This is a genomic window from Achromobacter sp. CF-sbj1-Ac2-l (genome assembly GCF_052698165.1).
In genome coordinates, this window is sequence record NZ_CP199855.1 from 340,183 (window position 1) to 354,320 (window position 14,138).

The window sequence follows — 14,138 nt, forward strand, 5'->3', positions numbered from 1 at the left end:
CCCTACGCGCGCAACATCCGGGTGACGACGCCGCTGACGTTCTCCGCCTTCCAGTCCAGGGCGCCCAGGTGCCAGTGGCGGATGCTGCCGCCGCGGTCGACCAGGTAGTTGGCGGGCAGGCCGATGGCGTCCCATTTCTTGGAAACGGTGCTGTTGCGGTCGTGCAGCACCGCGCCGGCGACGGGCCATTTGGCCAGGAAGGTGGTGATCTTGCCGAGGGCCTCGCCGACGTTGACGGCGACCAGGCGCAGGCCTTCCTCGCGGTGGCGCCTGGCCATGGCCGACATCAGGGGGATTTCGTCGCGGCACGGGTCGCACCATGTCGCCCAGAAGCTGACGATAACGACATTGCCGCGCCAGTTGCCGAGTTTCTGTTCGCGGCCGGCGAGGTCGGGCAGCACCAGGGGCGGGGTGGCGGCGGTCCAGGGCGCCCAGTCGGGACCGGTGGCGAGCTTCAGGGCGCTGTCGCTTGCGGCGCCCGCCCAGGCGGGCAGGGCCGCCAGCGACAGGGCGGATTGCAGCAGTTGGCGGCGACTGAGCATGGCGTGACCTGCTCAGGCGGACAGGGGGCGCGCGGTCAGGGTGTAGCGGAAGCGGTCGGGGTCGAGGCTGTCCAGCCGGCCGTCGACGGTTTCGCCGTTGGGATACATCAGGAACGACACCGGGCCGTGGGCGGAGCCCGGCAGGGCGACGTCGTGGCCGTGGTTGTAGGCGACCCAGTTCATTTCCCAGGCGCCGAACAGCATGACGCGGGCGCTGCGCACGCGCGGGTCGGTGGCGGGCAGGTCGCCAGGCGGCTCTTCCAGCATGACCTTGCGCACGTCGGCCGGGTCGACCGGGATCCAGCCATAGCCGTCGGCGTAGAACTCGGCGCGGCAGTGCTGCGCGCGGGTGACGTCGCCGGCCTTGCCCAGGCTCCTGAAGCCGAGCTGCGAGTCGGCCACGCGCAGGCCGTAGGCATCGCGGGCGGGAATGCCCGCGGCGCGCGCCAGGGCGACGAACAACGCGTTGATGTCGGCGCATTTGCCGTTCAGATCGTTGGCGGTGAGCATGTAGCGCACGTCGCCGGTGCCGCAGCCGCGGGTGGAGGCGGTGCGGCAGGTGTTGTCGACCACCCAGTCATAGATCGCGCGGGCTCGCGCCAGCGCGCCCTGGTGGCCGCGAGTGATGCGGTCCGCGGTGGCCTTGACGATGCCGTCCGTGGGCAGCAGCGCAGTGGGCTGAATGAATTCGCGCAGGGTGGCGACGCTTTCGCGCGGGGCCCCGGACGGCGGCCGGGTCAGGTCGATGCGGCGGTTGCGGGTCTGGAAGCGGCTGGTCACCGTGACTTCCCGTGGCGCCTGGGCGTCGGGCCATTGCACCGCCAGCATGCGCACGTCGTAGCCTGGCGCCTGCGCCAGTTGCGCGCTGCCGCCGCCGCTGACCAGCCAGGCGCTTTGCGCGCCGCGCTGGTAGGACGTGTCGGTGGCGTAGGGCAGGGGGATCCAGAGGCGCGGATGGGCGCCGGGGTCCAGCACCTGGATGTGGGTGGTCAGTTCGAAGCTGCGCCAGTCGGCGCTGACGGGCGTCTGTTCGGCGCGCGCGGCCAGGGGCAAGGCCGCCTGGGCGGCGCACAGGGCGCCTGAGAAACGGAGGAAGAGTCGGCGATCCATATAGCCCTCACGCACGGTGAAGTTTGGCTGTCGGTGCGCCCGGTGGCGGGCGGCCGTCCGTTGCTGCCTGCTGCCGGATCATCATAGGGCCATTCGGGGGCGCGATGCTATCCTTTTCCCATCACTTACGGAGAGACTGACATGACCCAGGATGCAGCGTCCGCGGCGGTGCCGCGCTTGACTTCGCTCTCGCACGGCGGCGGCTGCGGTTGCAAGATCGCGCCCGGCGTGCTGTCGCAATTGCTGGCCCGTTTCGGGCCGGCCGCCAGCTATCCCAACCTGCTGGTGGGCACCGAGACGGCCGACGATGCGGCGGTCTACCGCCTCAACGACGAGCAGGCCCTGATCGCGACCACCGACTTCTTCATGCCGATCGTCGACGATCCCTACGATTTCGGCCGCATCGCGGCCACCAACGCGCTGTCCGACGTGTATGCGATGGGCGGCACGCCGATCATGGCGCTGGCGATCGTCGGTATGCCCATCAACGTGCTGCCGCACGACGTCATCGCCGACATCCTGCGCGGCGGGGAGTCGGTTTGCAAGGACGCCGGCATTCCGGTGGCCGGCGGCCACAGTATCGATTCGGTCGAGCCGATCTACGGCCTGGCGGCCATGGGGCTGGTGCATCCGGGCCGCATCAAGCGCAACGCCGACGCGCGCGCCGGCGACGTGCTGGTGCTGGGCAAGGGGCTGGGCGTGGGCATCCTGTCGGCGGCGCTCAAGAAAAACCGGCTGGACGCGGATGGCTACCGCGTGATGATCGAGACGACCACGCGCCTGAACCGACCGGGCGCGGCGCTCGCGGCGCTGGACGGCGTGCACGCCATCACCGACGTCACCGGCTTCGGCCTGCTTGGCCACGCGCTGGAAATGGCGCGCGGCGCGGGGCTGACCGCGGCCCTGCGGCGCGAGGCCCTGCCGTGGCTGCCGGGCGTGCAGGCTTTGGCCGCCGACGGCGTGATCACCGGCGCCTCCGGCCGCAACTGGGCCTCGTACGGCGAATCGGTACGGCTGGGGGCGGGCGTGACCGACGTCGAACGGGCATTGCTGACCGATCCGCAGACCTCCGGGGGCCTGCTGGTGGCGTGCGCGCCGCAAGCGGCGCAGGCGGTGCTGGACCTGTTCCGCGAGCAGGGCTTCGCCGACGCCGCGGTAATCGGCGAGATGACGGCGGGAGACGCGCTGGTGCGAGTGGACTAGCGGGTCTTGCGGCAACGCTGCCCGGCTTGCCGGCGGCCGGATTGCGATCGGCGCGCGGCGACGCGGCTCAAGGCCGCTCCGGGCGCGATGGCAGTTGGTGCTGCACCTGGTAGTTGATCTGCCATTGCAGCAGCGGGCCGTAGGCGTCGAGCCGGGCCAGTTCGGCGGCCTGCTCCGGCGTGGCGTCGCGCTCGTCCGCCAGCGCCAGGCCGGTGCCGTCCGCCCACGGCCGGATGCGGCCGGGACGGTCGCGCTGGTAAGCGCCCTCGCGCGTGATCAGCAGGCGCGGATTGTTGAAGCCGAAGCACCACTGCGGGTCTGGCCACGCGGCCAGCAGGTCGCAGCCGCTGCGGAAATAGGGCGTGTCCGGCAGGCTCAGGTGATAGAGCGTCGGCAGGATGTCCTTGTGGCTGCCGGGACGCGACGGGTCATAGGTCGATTGCCCCCGATAGGCGGGTGGGACATACAGGTAGAACGGCACCGCGTGTGCCAGCACGGCGTCGCTGTCGAGCGCATAGTCGACGCCCAGGATGTTGTGGTCGCCGGTGACGGCGACAATGGTGCGGGCACCGCTCGGCGAGGCCTTCAGACCGGTCAGGAAGCGGCCCAATTGATCATTCGCGTAGCGCAACGTGTCGAAGGCTTCGTCCAGGCCGGTCCAGTTGGCGTAGTAGGGCAGCCGTTCGATCTCGCCCAGGTCGAGGCCGCCGCGTTGGCCGCCCTCGGGCACCAGGAAGGGCGGATGGTGGGTGGTGGACAGGGCTATGATGAGCAGGCGCTCGCCGTCGCGGTCGGCCCGCGCCAGTCGTTCGCCGATATAGCGGAACATGTATTCGTCCGGCACGCCCCAGACGCCGGGCTGCGCCTCGGGGTAGTGCTGCCGCAACCCCAACTGGTCGACGAACTCCTGCGCGCCCAGATGGCTGGCGAAGCGGCCCAGGTTGCGCCAGGTGGCCGTGCCCGAGGTGACGAACACCACGCGGTAGCCACGCGCCAGGAACGGCGCGAAGGCGTTGCTGGCGAAGGTGGCGCTGGCCGCCGACGACTGGCTCGTGGCAGGTATCGGGCTGCGCACCAGCAGGCGGCTGAGGCTGTCGATGGTGCCGTTGCCCTCTGACAGGAAGCGGTCGAAGCGCCAGTCCTCGCGCCAGTGCGGCCGCAGCGCGCCCAGCAGGTCGCGGCCGGGGCGGTCGTACATGTTCATGTGGTGGCCCATGCTTTCCATGACCTGCAGCACGATGTGCGGCGGCCGTTCGCGCGCCCGCGGGTTGGCGCCGGTCGTGGCCATGAAGGGCCTCAGGCCGTGGTCCGGCCGACCCAGGAAGCGCAGGTAGAGCCGCGCGCCCTCCTCGTCGGTGACGTTCGTGAAGCGCTTGTCGTTGTCGCGCTCGGACAGCGCCCAGAAAAAAGCCGAAATGCCGTTGGGCGCGATGTCGTTGAGCAGCCGCAGCGAGGAAATGCCCGTGTCGTCCTTGTTGAGCGGGAAGGTGCCGAGCGAGCCGCGGCAGGCCAGCACGGTCACGCCCAGGATCAGCAGCATCCGCAAGGCGCTGGGCGCCAGCGGCCGCCGCGCCAGGCGCGCGCGCAGCACCCGGGCGCGCCAGCGGCACGCCAGCCAACTGGTCGCGGCCAGCACCGCCGCCAGCAGCGCCAGCGTGCGCAGCACCGGATAGCCGTGCCACAACGTCGCCACGATGGCGCGGGTGTCGTCATCGATCAGGCCGAACACGAAGATGTCGATCGAGCGCGAGAAGGTGGCGAAGTAGCACACGCTCACCACCGTGCTGGCGGCGAACAGCGTCGCCATCACGGCGCCCAGGTAGGGCAGGCAACGCATCCACAGCGCCTGCGCCGCCGGCCGCGCGGCCAGCAGCAGGGCGGCCAGCAGCGGCGCGGAGAACGCGATGGCCGCGACCTTGATGTCGAACAGCAGGCCGATCGCCAGGGTGCGGTTGATGTCCTGCGGCAAAGCGGCGTAGGCGCCCGGCGGCGCATAGGTCGCCAGCAGGTAGACGCGGCCGGCGCCTTGCGCCAGCACCGAGACCAGCCACGGCGCCAGCAGGATCAGGAAGGAACGCTGGAAGTTGATGAACCAGGCTTGCCAGGCGTCCGCGGAACGGAAGCGCTTCATCTGCGTCATGAAAGAAATGCGGGGCGTTGCCGCGAAACGGCGGCAACAGGCCGCGCCCGCCGTCGGGACGGTGGGTACGGGGTTCATTCGCAGGGGAGCTCGGAGCCGTGCGGGGATGCAGGCCGCAATCTACAGGAGGGGCAACGCGAATCTATGAAGGTTTGTATAGAACTTGTAGCGGGCTGCCCAGACCATCGGCCGGTGCGTTGGTCTGAAAAGGCCGGCATGTCCGCGGGCGAACCGCATTTGTCAGTCTTGTTCAGGGGTCAACAGGCGCGCGGTGGCCGCGGCCTGCTGCACCAGCCAGCGCGTCACGATCTCGGCGTCGGGGGTGCTGCGGCGCGCATTGCGCACCAGCCAGTAGGCGTGTTCGGTGGCATCGGCGGGCTGGCCGCCGATCGTGGCCAGACGCCGGTCCGCCAGCATCGGCGCGATCAGCGCCAGCCGCCCCAGCGCGATGCCATGGCCGGCCAGCGCCGCATGCACGATCTGGTCGTACTGGTTGAAGCGCAGCATGCCCTTTGGCCGCACGCGGCCCAGGCCGCGCGCGTTGAGCCATTCCGACCATTGCAGCCAGGGGCGGGTGGGGTCGTCGAATTCCAGCAGCACGTGCCGCTGCAGCTCGCGCGCGTCCAGGGCGCGGGCCTTGAGCGAAGGATGCGCCACCGGCACCACCGACTCGCCGAACAGCCAGACGGCGCCGTCCGGCACCGTGTCGCGCAGGCTGTAGCGAATGGCGATGTCGACGCTCTCGCGATCGATGTCGATGACGCGGTTGTCGGCCGCGACGCGCACGTCGATATTGGGATAGGCGGCCTGGAAGTCGCCCAGCCGCGGCAGCAGCCAGAGCGAGGCCACGCCGATGGTGGTGGTGACGGTGACCGGGGTGCGGCGCTCCGGCGCGCGCAACTGCTCGGTCAGGTCGCCGAGCTGGCTCAGCCATCCGTCCGCCATGCGGAACAACTGTGCGCCCTCGGACGTGAACGAGACGCTGCGAAAGCCCCGCAACAGCAGCGGCACGCCCAGGTGCGCTTCCAGCGCGCGGATCTGCCGGCTGACGGCCGATTGCGTCACGTGCAGGTCCTGTGCCGCCAGCGTGATGCTCATGCGCCGGCCCACGGCGACGAAGCCTCGCACCAGATCAAGCGGGGGAAGTTTGGCTAACGGGTATGACATGCGTAAAACTCATGCGTAGGCGGCGGAAATGTCGCTTGTGCAATATAACGCCTGCGGCGTCCAATATGACTCAGACGACGGGCGAAGCGGCAACACGCCAACCGCGCCCGGCACGCTGGACGCCGTTGCGGCGGAGGATGCGCCATGATCCGGTTATGTTGCACTGCGGGAATGTCATTTCATTTGACCCGGGGTTCGACTATGCTGCTCAAGCGTGCCTCGGGCCTGCGTATCGAGTGTCATGCCGGCACGGTCTGGTTGTCCGAATACCGTTGCCCGGACGACAGCGTGCTGCGGGCCGGCGAGTCCATCACGGTGGACAGCGATCGAGACGTCGTCCTCAGCGGCCTGCCGGATGCGCGGGTCGCCCTGGTTTCCCAGCCGTTGGAGCTTGTGCCATGAATGCGCCCCTGTCCACCACGCCCCGCCTCGAGATGTGGTTCGATTTCGCCAGCCCCTACAGCTATCTGGCGATCGAGCGCATCGCCGGCCTGGCGGCGCAGGCGGACGTGCGCGTCGACCTGCGACCGTTCCTGTTGGGTCCGATCTTCCAGGCCCAGGGTTGGAATGACACGCCGTTCCGCCTGTTTCCCGGCAAGGGCGCCTACATGATGCGCGATATCGCGCGTCTGGCCGAAAAGTACGGCGTGCCCTACAACCGGCCGCGCCTGTTCCCGCGCATGAGCGTGCTGCCGGCGCGCATCGCGCTGCTGGGCGAGGACCAACCCTGGGGCCGGGATTTCTGCCTGGCGGTGTTCCGCGCCAATTTCCAGCGCGACGAGGACATCCAGGCCGAGGACGTGGTGCACGCGTTGCTGACCGAGCTGTCGCTGGACGCCGACGGGCTGATCGCGCGCGCCAAGTCGGAAGCCGCCAAGGAAGCGCTGCGCCGCCGGGTCGATGAGGCTCGTCACCTGGGCCTGTTCGGAGCGCCGACGTTCCTGGTGGATGGCGAAATGTTCTGGGGCAACGACCGCCTCGAGGACGCGCTCGAATGGACCCGCCGCGCGCCCGTCAGCGCCTGGGCCCCCGCGGCCGGCTGAGGCCGCCAGGTCCGCTTTTCCTCCTGGCCGCGGCCACGCGGCAATCTTGCAGAATTTCTCCGCCAACGCTTTTCCCACAATGAAAAACAGCAGCAGTCCGCTACGTGGCGCACCCATGCCGGGTGGCCGTTCGTTCACGCAATTCCGCGCCGCGCGCATCCGCCGCGTGTCGTTCCAGTGGCAACAGCAGGTGACCTGTGGCGCCGAGCCGGCACGCAAGGGCGGCGGACCGCGGCGTTCCTGACGCGCCATGCCCGCCGGGCGGCTCCGCAGGCCGGTTTCAGCCGCGCGTGACCGGGGCCACGTGGGCCCACTCGTCGTCGGAGTACAGCCGCGACCGCAGCAGGAAGCGTTGTCCTTCGGCGCTGTCGAGCGAAAACGCGCCGCCGCGTCCAGGCACGGCGTCGATGATGAGCTGGGTGTGCTCCCAGTAGGCGAACTGGTCCTCGCCCATGTAGAACGGGCAGCCTTCCAGTTCGCCCAGCAGCACGTCCGAGCCGCCGACGAGGAATTCGCCCTGCGCGTAGCACATGGGCGAACTGCCGTCGCAGCAGCCGCCCGACTGGTGGAACATCAGCGGGCCGTGCTTGGCGCCCAAGGTTTCGATCAGCGCGCGCGCCGCGTCGGTGGCGACCACGCGCGGAGTGGGTCCTGGCATGATGCAACTCCCGCGACGCCGCGCCGGCGCGGCGTGGACGACCCGGCATGGGTCGATCCGCGACGCACCGGCGGGCATCGCCCGTGGGTCAGAAGAAACCCAGTTTCTTGGGCGAGTAGCTCACCAGCAGGTTCTTGGTCTGCTGGTAGTGGTTGAGCATCATCTTGTGGTTCTCGCGGCCGATCCCGGACTGCTTGTAGCCGCCGAACGCGGCGTGCGCCGGATAGGCGTGGTAGCAGTTGGTCCAGACCCGCCCGGCCTTGATGGCGCGGCCCATGCGATAGCACGTGTTGGCGTCGCGCGACCAGACCCCCGCGCCCAGGCCGTAGAGCGTGTCGTTGGCCAGCGCCAGCGCGTCGTCGGCGTCCTTGAACGTGGTCACCGCCACCACCGGCCCGAAGATCTCTTCCTGGAACACGCGCATCTTGTTGTGCCCCTTGAAGACGGTGGGCTGCACGTAGTAGCCGCCTTCGAGCGCGCCCGGCAACTGCGCGCGCGCGCCGCCGGCCAGCACCGCCGCGCCCTCCTGCTTGCCGATGTCCAGGTACGACAGGATCTTCTCCAACTGCTCGGTGGAGGCCTGCGCGCCCAGCATGGTGTCGCCATCGAGCGGGTTGCCCTGCTTGATCTCGGCAACGCGCTTGAGGGCGCGCTCCATGAACCTGTCGTAGAGCGATTCCTGGATCAGCGCGCGGCTGGGGCAGGTGCAGACCTCGCCCTGGTTCAGCGCGAACATGACGAAGCCCTCGACCGCCTTGTCGAGGAAGTCGTCGTCCTGCGCCGCCACGTCGGCAAAGAAGATGTTGGGCGACTTGCCGCCCAGCTCCAGCGTCACGGGGATGATGTTCTGCGACGCGTACTGCATGATCAGGCGGCCCGTGGTGGTCTCGCCGGTGAAGGCGATCTTGGCGATGCGCTTGCTCGAGGCCAGCGGCTTGCCCGCTTCCAGGCCGAAGCCAGTGACCACGTTGACCACGCCCGGGGGCAGCAGGTCGCCGATCAGTTCCATCAGCAGCAGGATGCCCAGCGGCGTTTGCTCGGCCGGCTTGAGCACCACGCAGTTGCCCGCCGCAAGCGCCGGCGCCAGCTTCCACGCGGCCATCAGGATGGGGAAGTTCCACGGGATGATCTGGCCGACCACGCCCAGCGGCTCGTTGAAGTGGTAGGCGACGGTGTCGTGGTCGATCTCGGACAGCCCGCCTTCCTGGCTGCGGATGCATGAGGCGAAGTAGCGGAAGTGGTCGATCGCCAGCGGGATGTCGGCGGCGCGGGCCTCGCGGATCGGCTTGCCGTTGTCCCAGGTCTCGGCGGTGGCCAGGCGTTCCAGGTTGGCCTCCATCACGTCGGCGATACGCATCAGGATCTGCGCGCGCTCGGCGGCTGGGGTCGCACCCCATTTGGGCGCGGCGCGATGCGCCGCATCCAGCGCCAGCTCGATGTCGCGCTCTTTCGAGCGGGCGTTGCGGCTCAGCACCTGGCCGGTGACCGGCGTGACGTTGTCGAAGTACTCGCCGTCGGCGGGCTTCTGCCATTTGCCGTCGATGAAGTTGTCGTACTGCGTCCTGAGGTCCAGGCGCGTGCCATAGGATTCGGGGGTGACGCGGGTCGCGATGTCCATGCTTGTCTCCGTATAGTCGGTGTAACGGCAGTCGGGTGCCTGCTTCGTATCAAGCAAACCGCGTGCCATGTCGGGGGACGCGGCTGGACAAGCGCGCATGCCGCGTGCGAAAGTAGATTGCCACGCGCCGGCAGGGGCGTGGGCGGCGTTTCGCCGCTACCGTGTGTCGCGTTTCGCGACACTGTCGCGGAACAGGTGTCGCAGAACACCGTCCAAGGAGACATGCATGGCCACTCAATCCGGTCGGCACCCGCTGACGCAAGCGCGCCAGCTGTTCAACCAGCAGGGCGTGGTGCCCGGCGGCCTGGTCGCCGAACCCATCCTGCGATCCTGGCGCCGCTGCGCCGACCTGGGTTTCGACATGCGCGGCAAGCGCCGCGCCGAGCCCATGACCGCCGCCGAATTGCGCGAGGCACGCCAGCGCAACGAGGCCTTGCGGCGGCTGTCCGAACCCGCCATGTCGCTGCTGCGCCGCGAAGGCGGCAGCGACGGCCTGGTGATCCTGTCGGACGCCCAGGGCCTGGTGCTGGACAGCGACGGCGACATCGATTTCGCGCAACGCGCCTCGCGCGTCGCGCTGATGCCCGGGGCGGCCTGGGACGAGGCCGCCGCGGGCACCAACGCCATCGGCACCGCGCTGGTGGAAGGCCGTTCACTGGTGGTGCACGGCGCCGAACACTATTTCGAACCCAACCGCATCCTGACCTGCGCCGCGGTGCCGATCACCGACAGCGAAGGGCGCATGCTGGGCGTGCTGGATCTTTCCAGTCCCGCGCGCGAGGTGCGCCCCGACGTGCTGGCGCTGGTGCGGGCCGCCGTCGACCTGATCGAGCACCGGCTGTTCGACAGCGCGCACGAACCCTGCGCGGTGCTGCGCCTGCATGCCGACCGTTCCGCGCTGGGCACGCCGGGCGAGGCCCTGCTGGCCTTCGAGGGCGACCTGCTGGTGGGCGCCAACCGCCGCGCCATGCAGGTGCTGGGCCTGGCGTCCACGGCGCTGGGCGTCTATCGCTACGCGGACCTGTTCGAGGGCGTCATGGAACAGGCGCCCGACGCGGCCGGGCGGGTGCATGCGCGCGGCGGCGCGGTCTACCACGCGCGCCTGCGCCTGCCCCGGTCGCGGCCGCCGGTCGCCCCGCAACCGGCGCTGCGCCTGCCGGCCACGCCCGCGCTGCCGGCGCCCCTGGTCCAGCGCGATGCCGCTAGTTTCGACGCGGCCACGCTGGGCGCGCTGGCGCGCGCGGTGCATCTGTCGGACGCGGGCGTATCGATCCTGCTGCAGGGCGAGACCGGCGCGGGCAAGGAGGTCTTCGCGCGCCAGTTGCATGCGCGCAGCCGGCGCGCGGCCGGCCCGTTCGTGGCGGTCAATTGCGCCGCGCTGCCCGAAAGCCTGATCGAATCCGAACTGTTCGGCTATGAAGACGGCGCCTTCACCGGCGCGCGCCGTCAGGGCAGCAAGGGCCTGCTGCGGCAGGCACACGGGGGCGTGCTGTTCCTGGACGAGATCGGCGACATGCCGCTGGCGCTGCAGGCGCGCCTGTTGCGCGTGCTGCAGTCGCGCGAGGTGTCGCCGCTGGGCGCGGCGCGGCCGGTGGCGGTCGACTTCGCGCTGGTGTGCGCGACCCATCGCGCGCTGGCGCACGATGGCCCGGACGCGCCGGTGCGCCCCGACCTGTACTTCCGGATCGCCGAATACACCGTGACGCTCGCGCCGCTGCGCGCCCGCCCCGACCTGCGCGAATTACTGCGCACGCTGTGGGCCGCGCAGGGCAGCGGGCCGGCGCTGCCGGGGGGCATCGAGGACGCGCTGGCGCAATACGCCTGGCCCGGCAACTATCGCCAGATGGCGGCGGTGCTGCGCACACTGCACGTGCTGGCGGGCGCGTCCGGCAGGGTCGATGAAGAGATGCTGCCGGCGGACATCCGCGGCATGCCGGCGGCGCAGGCGGCCGCGGGCGCGGCCAGCCTGCAGGCCATGGCCGACGACGCGATCCGCGCGGCGCTGGCCGCGCACGCCGGCAACGTCAGCGCCGCGGCGCGCGCGCTGGGCGTGCACCGCAGCACCTTGTACCGACGCGCGGCGGCGCTGGGGCTGGCACGGCCAGGTTGAACGACGCTGCGTGAACGCGCATGCAAGAGCACGCATGCATCAACACGCAGGCATGAACATGCCAGGACGCCCTGGCGGGCCGCGCCCCGTATCGCGCGTGGCGCGGGACCGGCGGCGGCTCAGCCGACCACGCGCGCCAGCTCGGCGCCCGGGTCCGCGGCGCGCATGAAGGCCTCGCCCACCAGGAAGGCGTCGACCTTGTGCGCGCGCATCAGCTTCACGTCTTCCGGCTTGAGGATGCCGCTTTCCGTCACCACGCGCTTGCCGGCGGGAATGCGCGGCAGCAGATCCAGCGTGTTTTGCAGGCTGGTCTCGAAGGTGCGCAGGTTGCGGTTGTTGATACCCAGCAGCGGCGTCTTCAGCGTCAGCGCGATGTCCAGTTCCTGGGCGTCGTGCACTTCCACCAGCACGTCCATGCCCAGTTCCATGGCCAGCGTTTCCATCTCGCGCAGTTGCGTGGGCGTGAGCGCGGCGACGATCAGCAGCACGCAGTCGGCGCCCATCGCGCGCGCGGCGATGATCTGGTAGGGATCGATCACGAAGTCCTTGCGCAGCACCGGCAGCGAGCAGGCCGCGCGCGCCTGGCGCAGGTGGTCGTGCGAGCCCTGGAAGAACTGCACGTCGGTCAGCACCGACAGGCAGGCGGCGCCGTGCACGGCATAGGAGGCCGCGATTTCAGCCGGTTGAAAGGTGTCGCGCAGCACGCCCTTGGAGGGCGAGGCCTTCTTGATTTCGGCGATGACGCCGGCCTTGCCCTGCGAGATCTTGTCTTCGATGGCCTGGGCGAAGCCGCGCACGTCCTGGCGCGCCTGCGCTTCGCGCAGGACTTCGGCTTCGCTGCGCATCTGGCGGGCGGCGGCGACTTCCTCGACCTTGACGGCGAGGATCTTCGCGAGAATATCGTTCATTTCTGGAATTTCCGGGTATATGCGCAGAAATCTTCCAGCTTGGCTCGCGCCGCGCCGGTGGAAATCAGTTCAAATGCTAGCGCTAACGCTGCGGGAATGGAATCGGCTTTATTGCCTGCGTAAATGGCGAGACCCGCATTCAGCGCGACGATGTCGCGGGCGGTGCCCTCGACATTGTCCAGCGCCTCTATGACAAGCTCGCGCGATTGCTCGCGATTGGACACCTTGATGCTGCGGTTGGACATCATGGATAGCCCGTAGTCCTCGGGGTGGATCTCGTACTCGCTGACCTTGCCGTCCTTGAGTTCGCCCACCATGGTGGCGCCGCCCAGCGAGGCCTCGTCCATGCCGTCCTTGCCATGCACCACCAGCACGTGGCGCGAGCCCAGGCGTTCCAGCACGCGCACCTGGATGCCGACCAGGTCGGGGTGGAACACGCCCATCAACTGGTTGGCGGCGCCGGCCGGGTTGGTCAGCGGGCCGAGGATGTTGAAGATGGTGCGCACCGCCAGTTCCTTGCGCACCGCGGCCACGTTCTTCATGGCGCCGTGATGGGCGGGCGCGAACATGAAGCCGATGCCGGTGGCCTGGATGCACTCGGCCACCTGCTCGGGCGTCAGCACCAGGTTGGCGCCCAGCGCTTCCAGCACGTCGGCGCTGCCGCTCGACGAGGACGCGCTACGGTTGCCGTGCTTGGCGATCGGCACGCCGGCCGCCGCCGCCACGAACATGGCGGTGGTGGAGATGTTGAAGGTGTGGCTGCCGTCGCCGCCGGTGCCGCACATGTCGAGCAGGTCTTCGGGGTTGGGCGTGACCACCGGCGTGGCGAATTCGCGCATGACCTGCGCGGCCGCGGTGATTTCACCCACCGTTTCCTTTTTCACGCGCAGACCCATCAGCAGGGCGCTTGCGATCTGCGGCGACATCTCGCCCCGCATCAGCATGCGCATCAGATGCAGCATTTCGTCGTGGAAAATTTCGCGGTGTTCGATACAGCGCGTCAGCGCTTCGGAGGGGGAGATCGTCACGGTGCGTCCTTCTTAGGCGAGGTTCAGGAAATTGCGCAGCAGGGCGTGGCCGTGTTCGCTGAGCACGGATTCGGGGTGGAACTGTACTCCGTACAGGGGCAGCGTCTTGTGGCGCACGCCCATGATGTCGCCGTCCGGCGCCGTGGCGGTCACGGCCAGGCACTCGGGCAGCGTCGCCGGGTCGATGGTCAGCGAGTTGTAGCGGATGACAGTGTACGGCGTCGGCAGGTCGGTGAAGATGTCCGTCCCGGTATGCGAGATGCGCACGGTCTTGCCGTGCATGATCTGCTGGGCGCGGACGATGTTGCCGCCGTAGGCGGCGCCGATGGCCTGGTGGCCCAGGCATACGCCCAGGATCGGCTTTTTGCCGGCGAAGGCCTGGATGACGGGCACCGAGATGCCGGCCTCGGCCGGCGAGCACGGGCCGGGCGACACGCAGATGCGGTCGGGGTTGAGCGCGGCGATCTCTTCCAGGGTGATCTGGTCGTTGCGCGCCACGCGCACGTCCTCGCCCAGTTCACCGAAGTACTGGACCAGGTTGTAGGTAAACGAGTCGTAGTTGTCGATCATCAGCAGCATTTTTTTCTCCAGGCGGGCCGATTCGCGGCCCG

13 protein-coding genes are annotated in these 14,138 nt (G+C 69.4%); 4 read left to right on the forward strand and 9 right to left on the reverse strand.

What is annotated here, in order from left to right:
• Positions 1-2 precede the first annotated feature (2 nt).
• Entirely contained in the window at positions 3-542 is a 540-nt protein-coding gene (locus ACUDCK_RS01595; protein WP_054503636.1) for a TlpA disulfide reductase family protein, read from the reverse strand.
• Positions 543-554: 12 nt separating this feature from the next.
• Positions 555-1,652: a transglutaminase-like domain-containing protein gene (locus ACUDCK_RS01600; RefSeq protein WP_175167231.1), complete on the reverse strand. Its 1,098-nt coding sequence runs from the start codon at positions 1,650-1,652 to the stop codon at positions 555-557.
• Positions 1,653-1,793: 141 nt separating this feature from the next.
• Here ACUDCK_RS01600 and selD point away from each other — a divergent pair, with 141 nt between their 5' ends.
• A complete protein-coding gene (gene selD, locus ACUDCK_RS01605) occupies positions 1,794-2,855 on the forward strand; it encodes a selenide, water dikinase SelD (protein WP_054503634.1) in 1,062 nt (353 codons plus the stop codon).
• 67 nt (positions 2,856-2,922) lie between these two features.
• Here the strand turns inward: selD and ACUDCK_RS01610 are convergent, their stop codons facing one another.
• Complete coding sequence (locus ACUDCK_RS01610; protein WP_244976880.1) at positions 2,923-4,995, reverse strand: LTA synthase family protein; 2,073 nt, start codon at positions 4,993-4,995, stop codon at positions 2,923-2,925.
• 240 nt (positions 4,996-5,235) lie between these two features.
• Positions 5,236-6,162, reverse strand: a complete 927-nt coding sequence (locus ACUDCK_RS01615) for a LysR substrate-binding domain-containing protein (RefSeq protein WP_054503633.1) — start codon at positions 6,160-6,162, stop codon at positions 5,236-5,238.
• Between the two features lie 201 nt (positions 6,163-6,363).
• Here ACUDCK_RS01615 and ACUDCK_RS01620 point away from each other — a divergent pair, with 201 nt between their 5' ends.
• Together ACUDCK_RS01620 and ACUDCK_RS01625 are read left to right on the forward strand one after the other, a co-directional pair.
• Positions 6,364-6,564, forward strand: a complete 201-nt coding sequence (locus ACUDCK_RS01620; protein ID WP_231132973.1) for a DUF2917 domain-containing protein — start codon at positions 6,364-6,366, stop codon at positions 6,562-6,564.
• Positions 6,561-7,205 (forward strand): 2-hydroxychromene-2-carboxylate isomerase, encoded by a 645-nt coding sequence (locus ACUDCK_RS01625; RefSeq protein ID WP_054503631.1) that lies wholly within the window; start codon positions 6,561-6,563, stop codon positions 7,203-7,205. Before ACUDCK_RS01620 ends, ACUDCK_RS01625 begins: the two co-directional genes overlap by 4 nt.
• Positions 7,206-7,485: 280 nt before the next feature.
• Here the strand turns inward: ACUDCK_RS01625 and ACUDCK_RS01630 are convergent, their stop codons facing one another.
• Together ACUDCK_RS01630 and adh are read right to left on the reverse strand one after the other, a co-directional pair.
• Positions 7,486-7,863, reverse strand: coding sequence for a DUF779 domain-containing protein (locus ACUDCK_RS01630; RefSeq protein WP_175167230.1), 378 nt, complete (start codon positions 7,861-7,863; stop codon positions 7,486-7,488).
• An 88-nt stretch (positions 7,864-7,951) separates the two neighbouring features.
• Positions 7,952-9,481: an aldehyde dehydrogenase gene (gene adh / locus ACUDCK_RS01635; RefSeq protein WP_064525953.1), complete on the reverse strand. Its 1,530-nt coding sequence runs from the start codon at positions 9,479-9,481 to the stop codon at positions 7,952-7,954.
• Positions 9,482-9,707: 226 nt separating this feature from the next.
• Here adh and ACUDCK_RS01640 point away from each other — a divergent pair, with 226 nt between their 5' ends.
• A complete protein-coding gene (locus tag ACUDCK_RS01640) occupies positions 9,708-11,591 on the forward strand; it encodes a sigma-54-dependent Fis family transcriptional regulator (RefSeq protein WP_175167229.1) in 1,884 nt (627 codons plus the stop codon).
• A gap of 119 nt (positions 11,592-11,710) precedes the next feature.
• Here ACUDCK_RS01640 and trpC read toward each other — a convergent pair whose 3' ends face one another.
• The 3 genes from trpC to ACUDCK_RS01655 are packed head-to-tail and all read right to left on the reverse strand — an operon-like array spanning position 11,711 to position 14,106.
• On the reverse strand, positions 11,711-12,499 hold the full coding sequence (gene trpC / locus ACUDCK_RS01645) for an indole-3-glycerol phosphate synthase TrpC (RefSeq protein WP_054503627.1): 789 nt from the start codon (positions 12,497-12,499) through the stop codon (positions 11,711-11,713).
• Complete coding sequence (gene trpD, locus ACUDCK_RS01650) at positions 12,496-13,527, reverse strand: anthranilate phosphoribosyltransferase (RefSeq protein WP_049070803.1); 1,032 nt, start codon at positions 13,525-13,527, stop codon at positions 12,496-12,498. Before trpD ends, trpC begins: the two co-directional genes overlap by 4 nt.
• Positions 13,528-13,539: 12 nt before the next feature.
• Positions 13,540-14,106: an aminodeoxychorismate/anthranilate synthase component II gene (locus ACUDCK_RS01655; protein WP_049077392.1), complete on the reverse strand. Its 567-nt coding sequence runs from the start codon at positions 14,104-14,106 to the stop codon at positions 13,540-13,542.
• Positions 14,107-14,138: the final 32 nt, after the last annotated feature.

Coding starts and splice junctions, on each gene's coding strand:
- ACUDCK_RS01620 (WP_231132973.1), top strand. CDS start 6,364: ATGCTGCTCAAGCGTGCCTCGGGCCTGCGTATCGAGTGTCATGCCGGC.
- ACUDCK_RS01640 (WP_175167229.1), top strand. CDS start 9,708: ATGGCCACTCAATCCGGTCGGCACCCGCTGACGCAAGCGCGCCAGCTG.
- ACUDCK_RS01615 (WP_054503633.1), bottom strand. CDS start 6,162: ATGTCATACCCGTTAGCCAAACTTCCCCCGCTTGATCTGGTGCGAGGC.
- ACUDCK_RS01595 (WP_054503636.1), bottom strand. CDS start 542: ATGCTCAGTCGCCGCCAACTGCTGCAATCCGCCCTGTCGCTGGCGGCC.
- adh (WP_064525953.1), bottom strand. CDS start 9,481: ATGGACATCGCGACCCGCGTCACCCCCGAATCCTATGGCACGCGCCTG.
- trpC (WP_054503627.1), bottom strand. CDS start 12,499: ATGAACGATATTCTCGCGAAGATCCTCGCCGTCAAGGTCGAGGAAGTC.
- selD (WP_054503634.1), top strand. CDS start 1,794: ATGACCCAGGATGCAGCGTCCGCGGCGGTGCCGCGCTTGACTTCGCTC.
- ACUDCK_RS01625 (WP_054503631.1), top strand. CDS start 6,561: ATGAATGCGCCCCTGTCCACCACGCCCCGCCTCGAGATGTGGTTCGAT.
- ACUDCK_RS01610 (WP_244976880.1), bottom strand. CDS start 4,995: ATGACGCAGATGAAGCGCTTCCGTTCCGCGGACGCCTGGCAAGCCTGG.
- ACUDCK_RS01655 (WP_049077392.1), bottom strand. CDS start 14,106: ATGCTGCTGATGATCGACAACTACGACTCGTTTACCTACAACCTGGTC.
- ACUDCK_RS01600 (WP_175167231.1), bottom strand. CDS start 1,652: ATGGATCGCCGACTCTTCCTCCGTTTCTCAGGCGCCCTGTGCGCCGCC.
- ACUDCK_RS01630 (WP_175167230.1), bottom strand. CDS start 7,863: ATGCCAGGACCCACTCCGCGCGTGGTCGCCACCGACGCGGCGCGCGCG.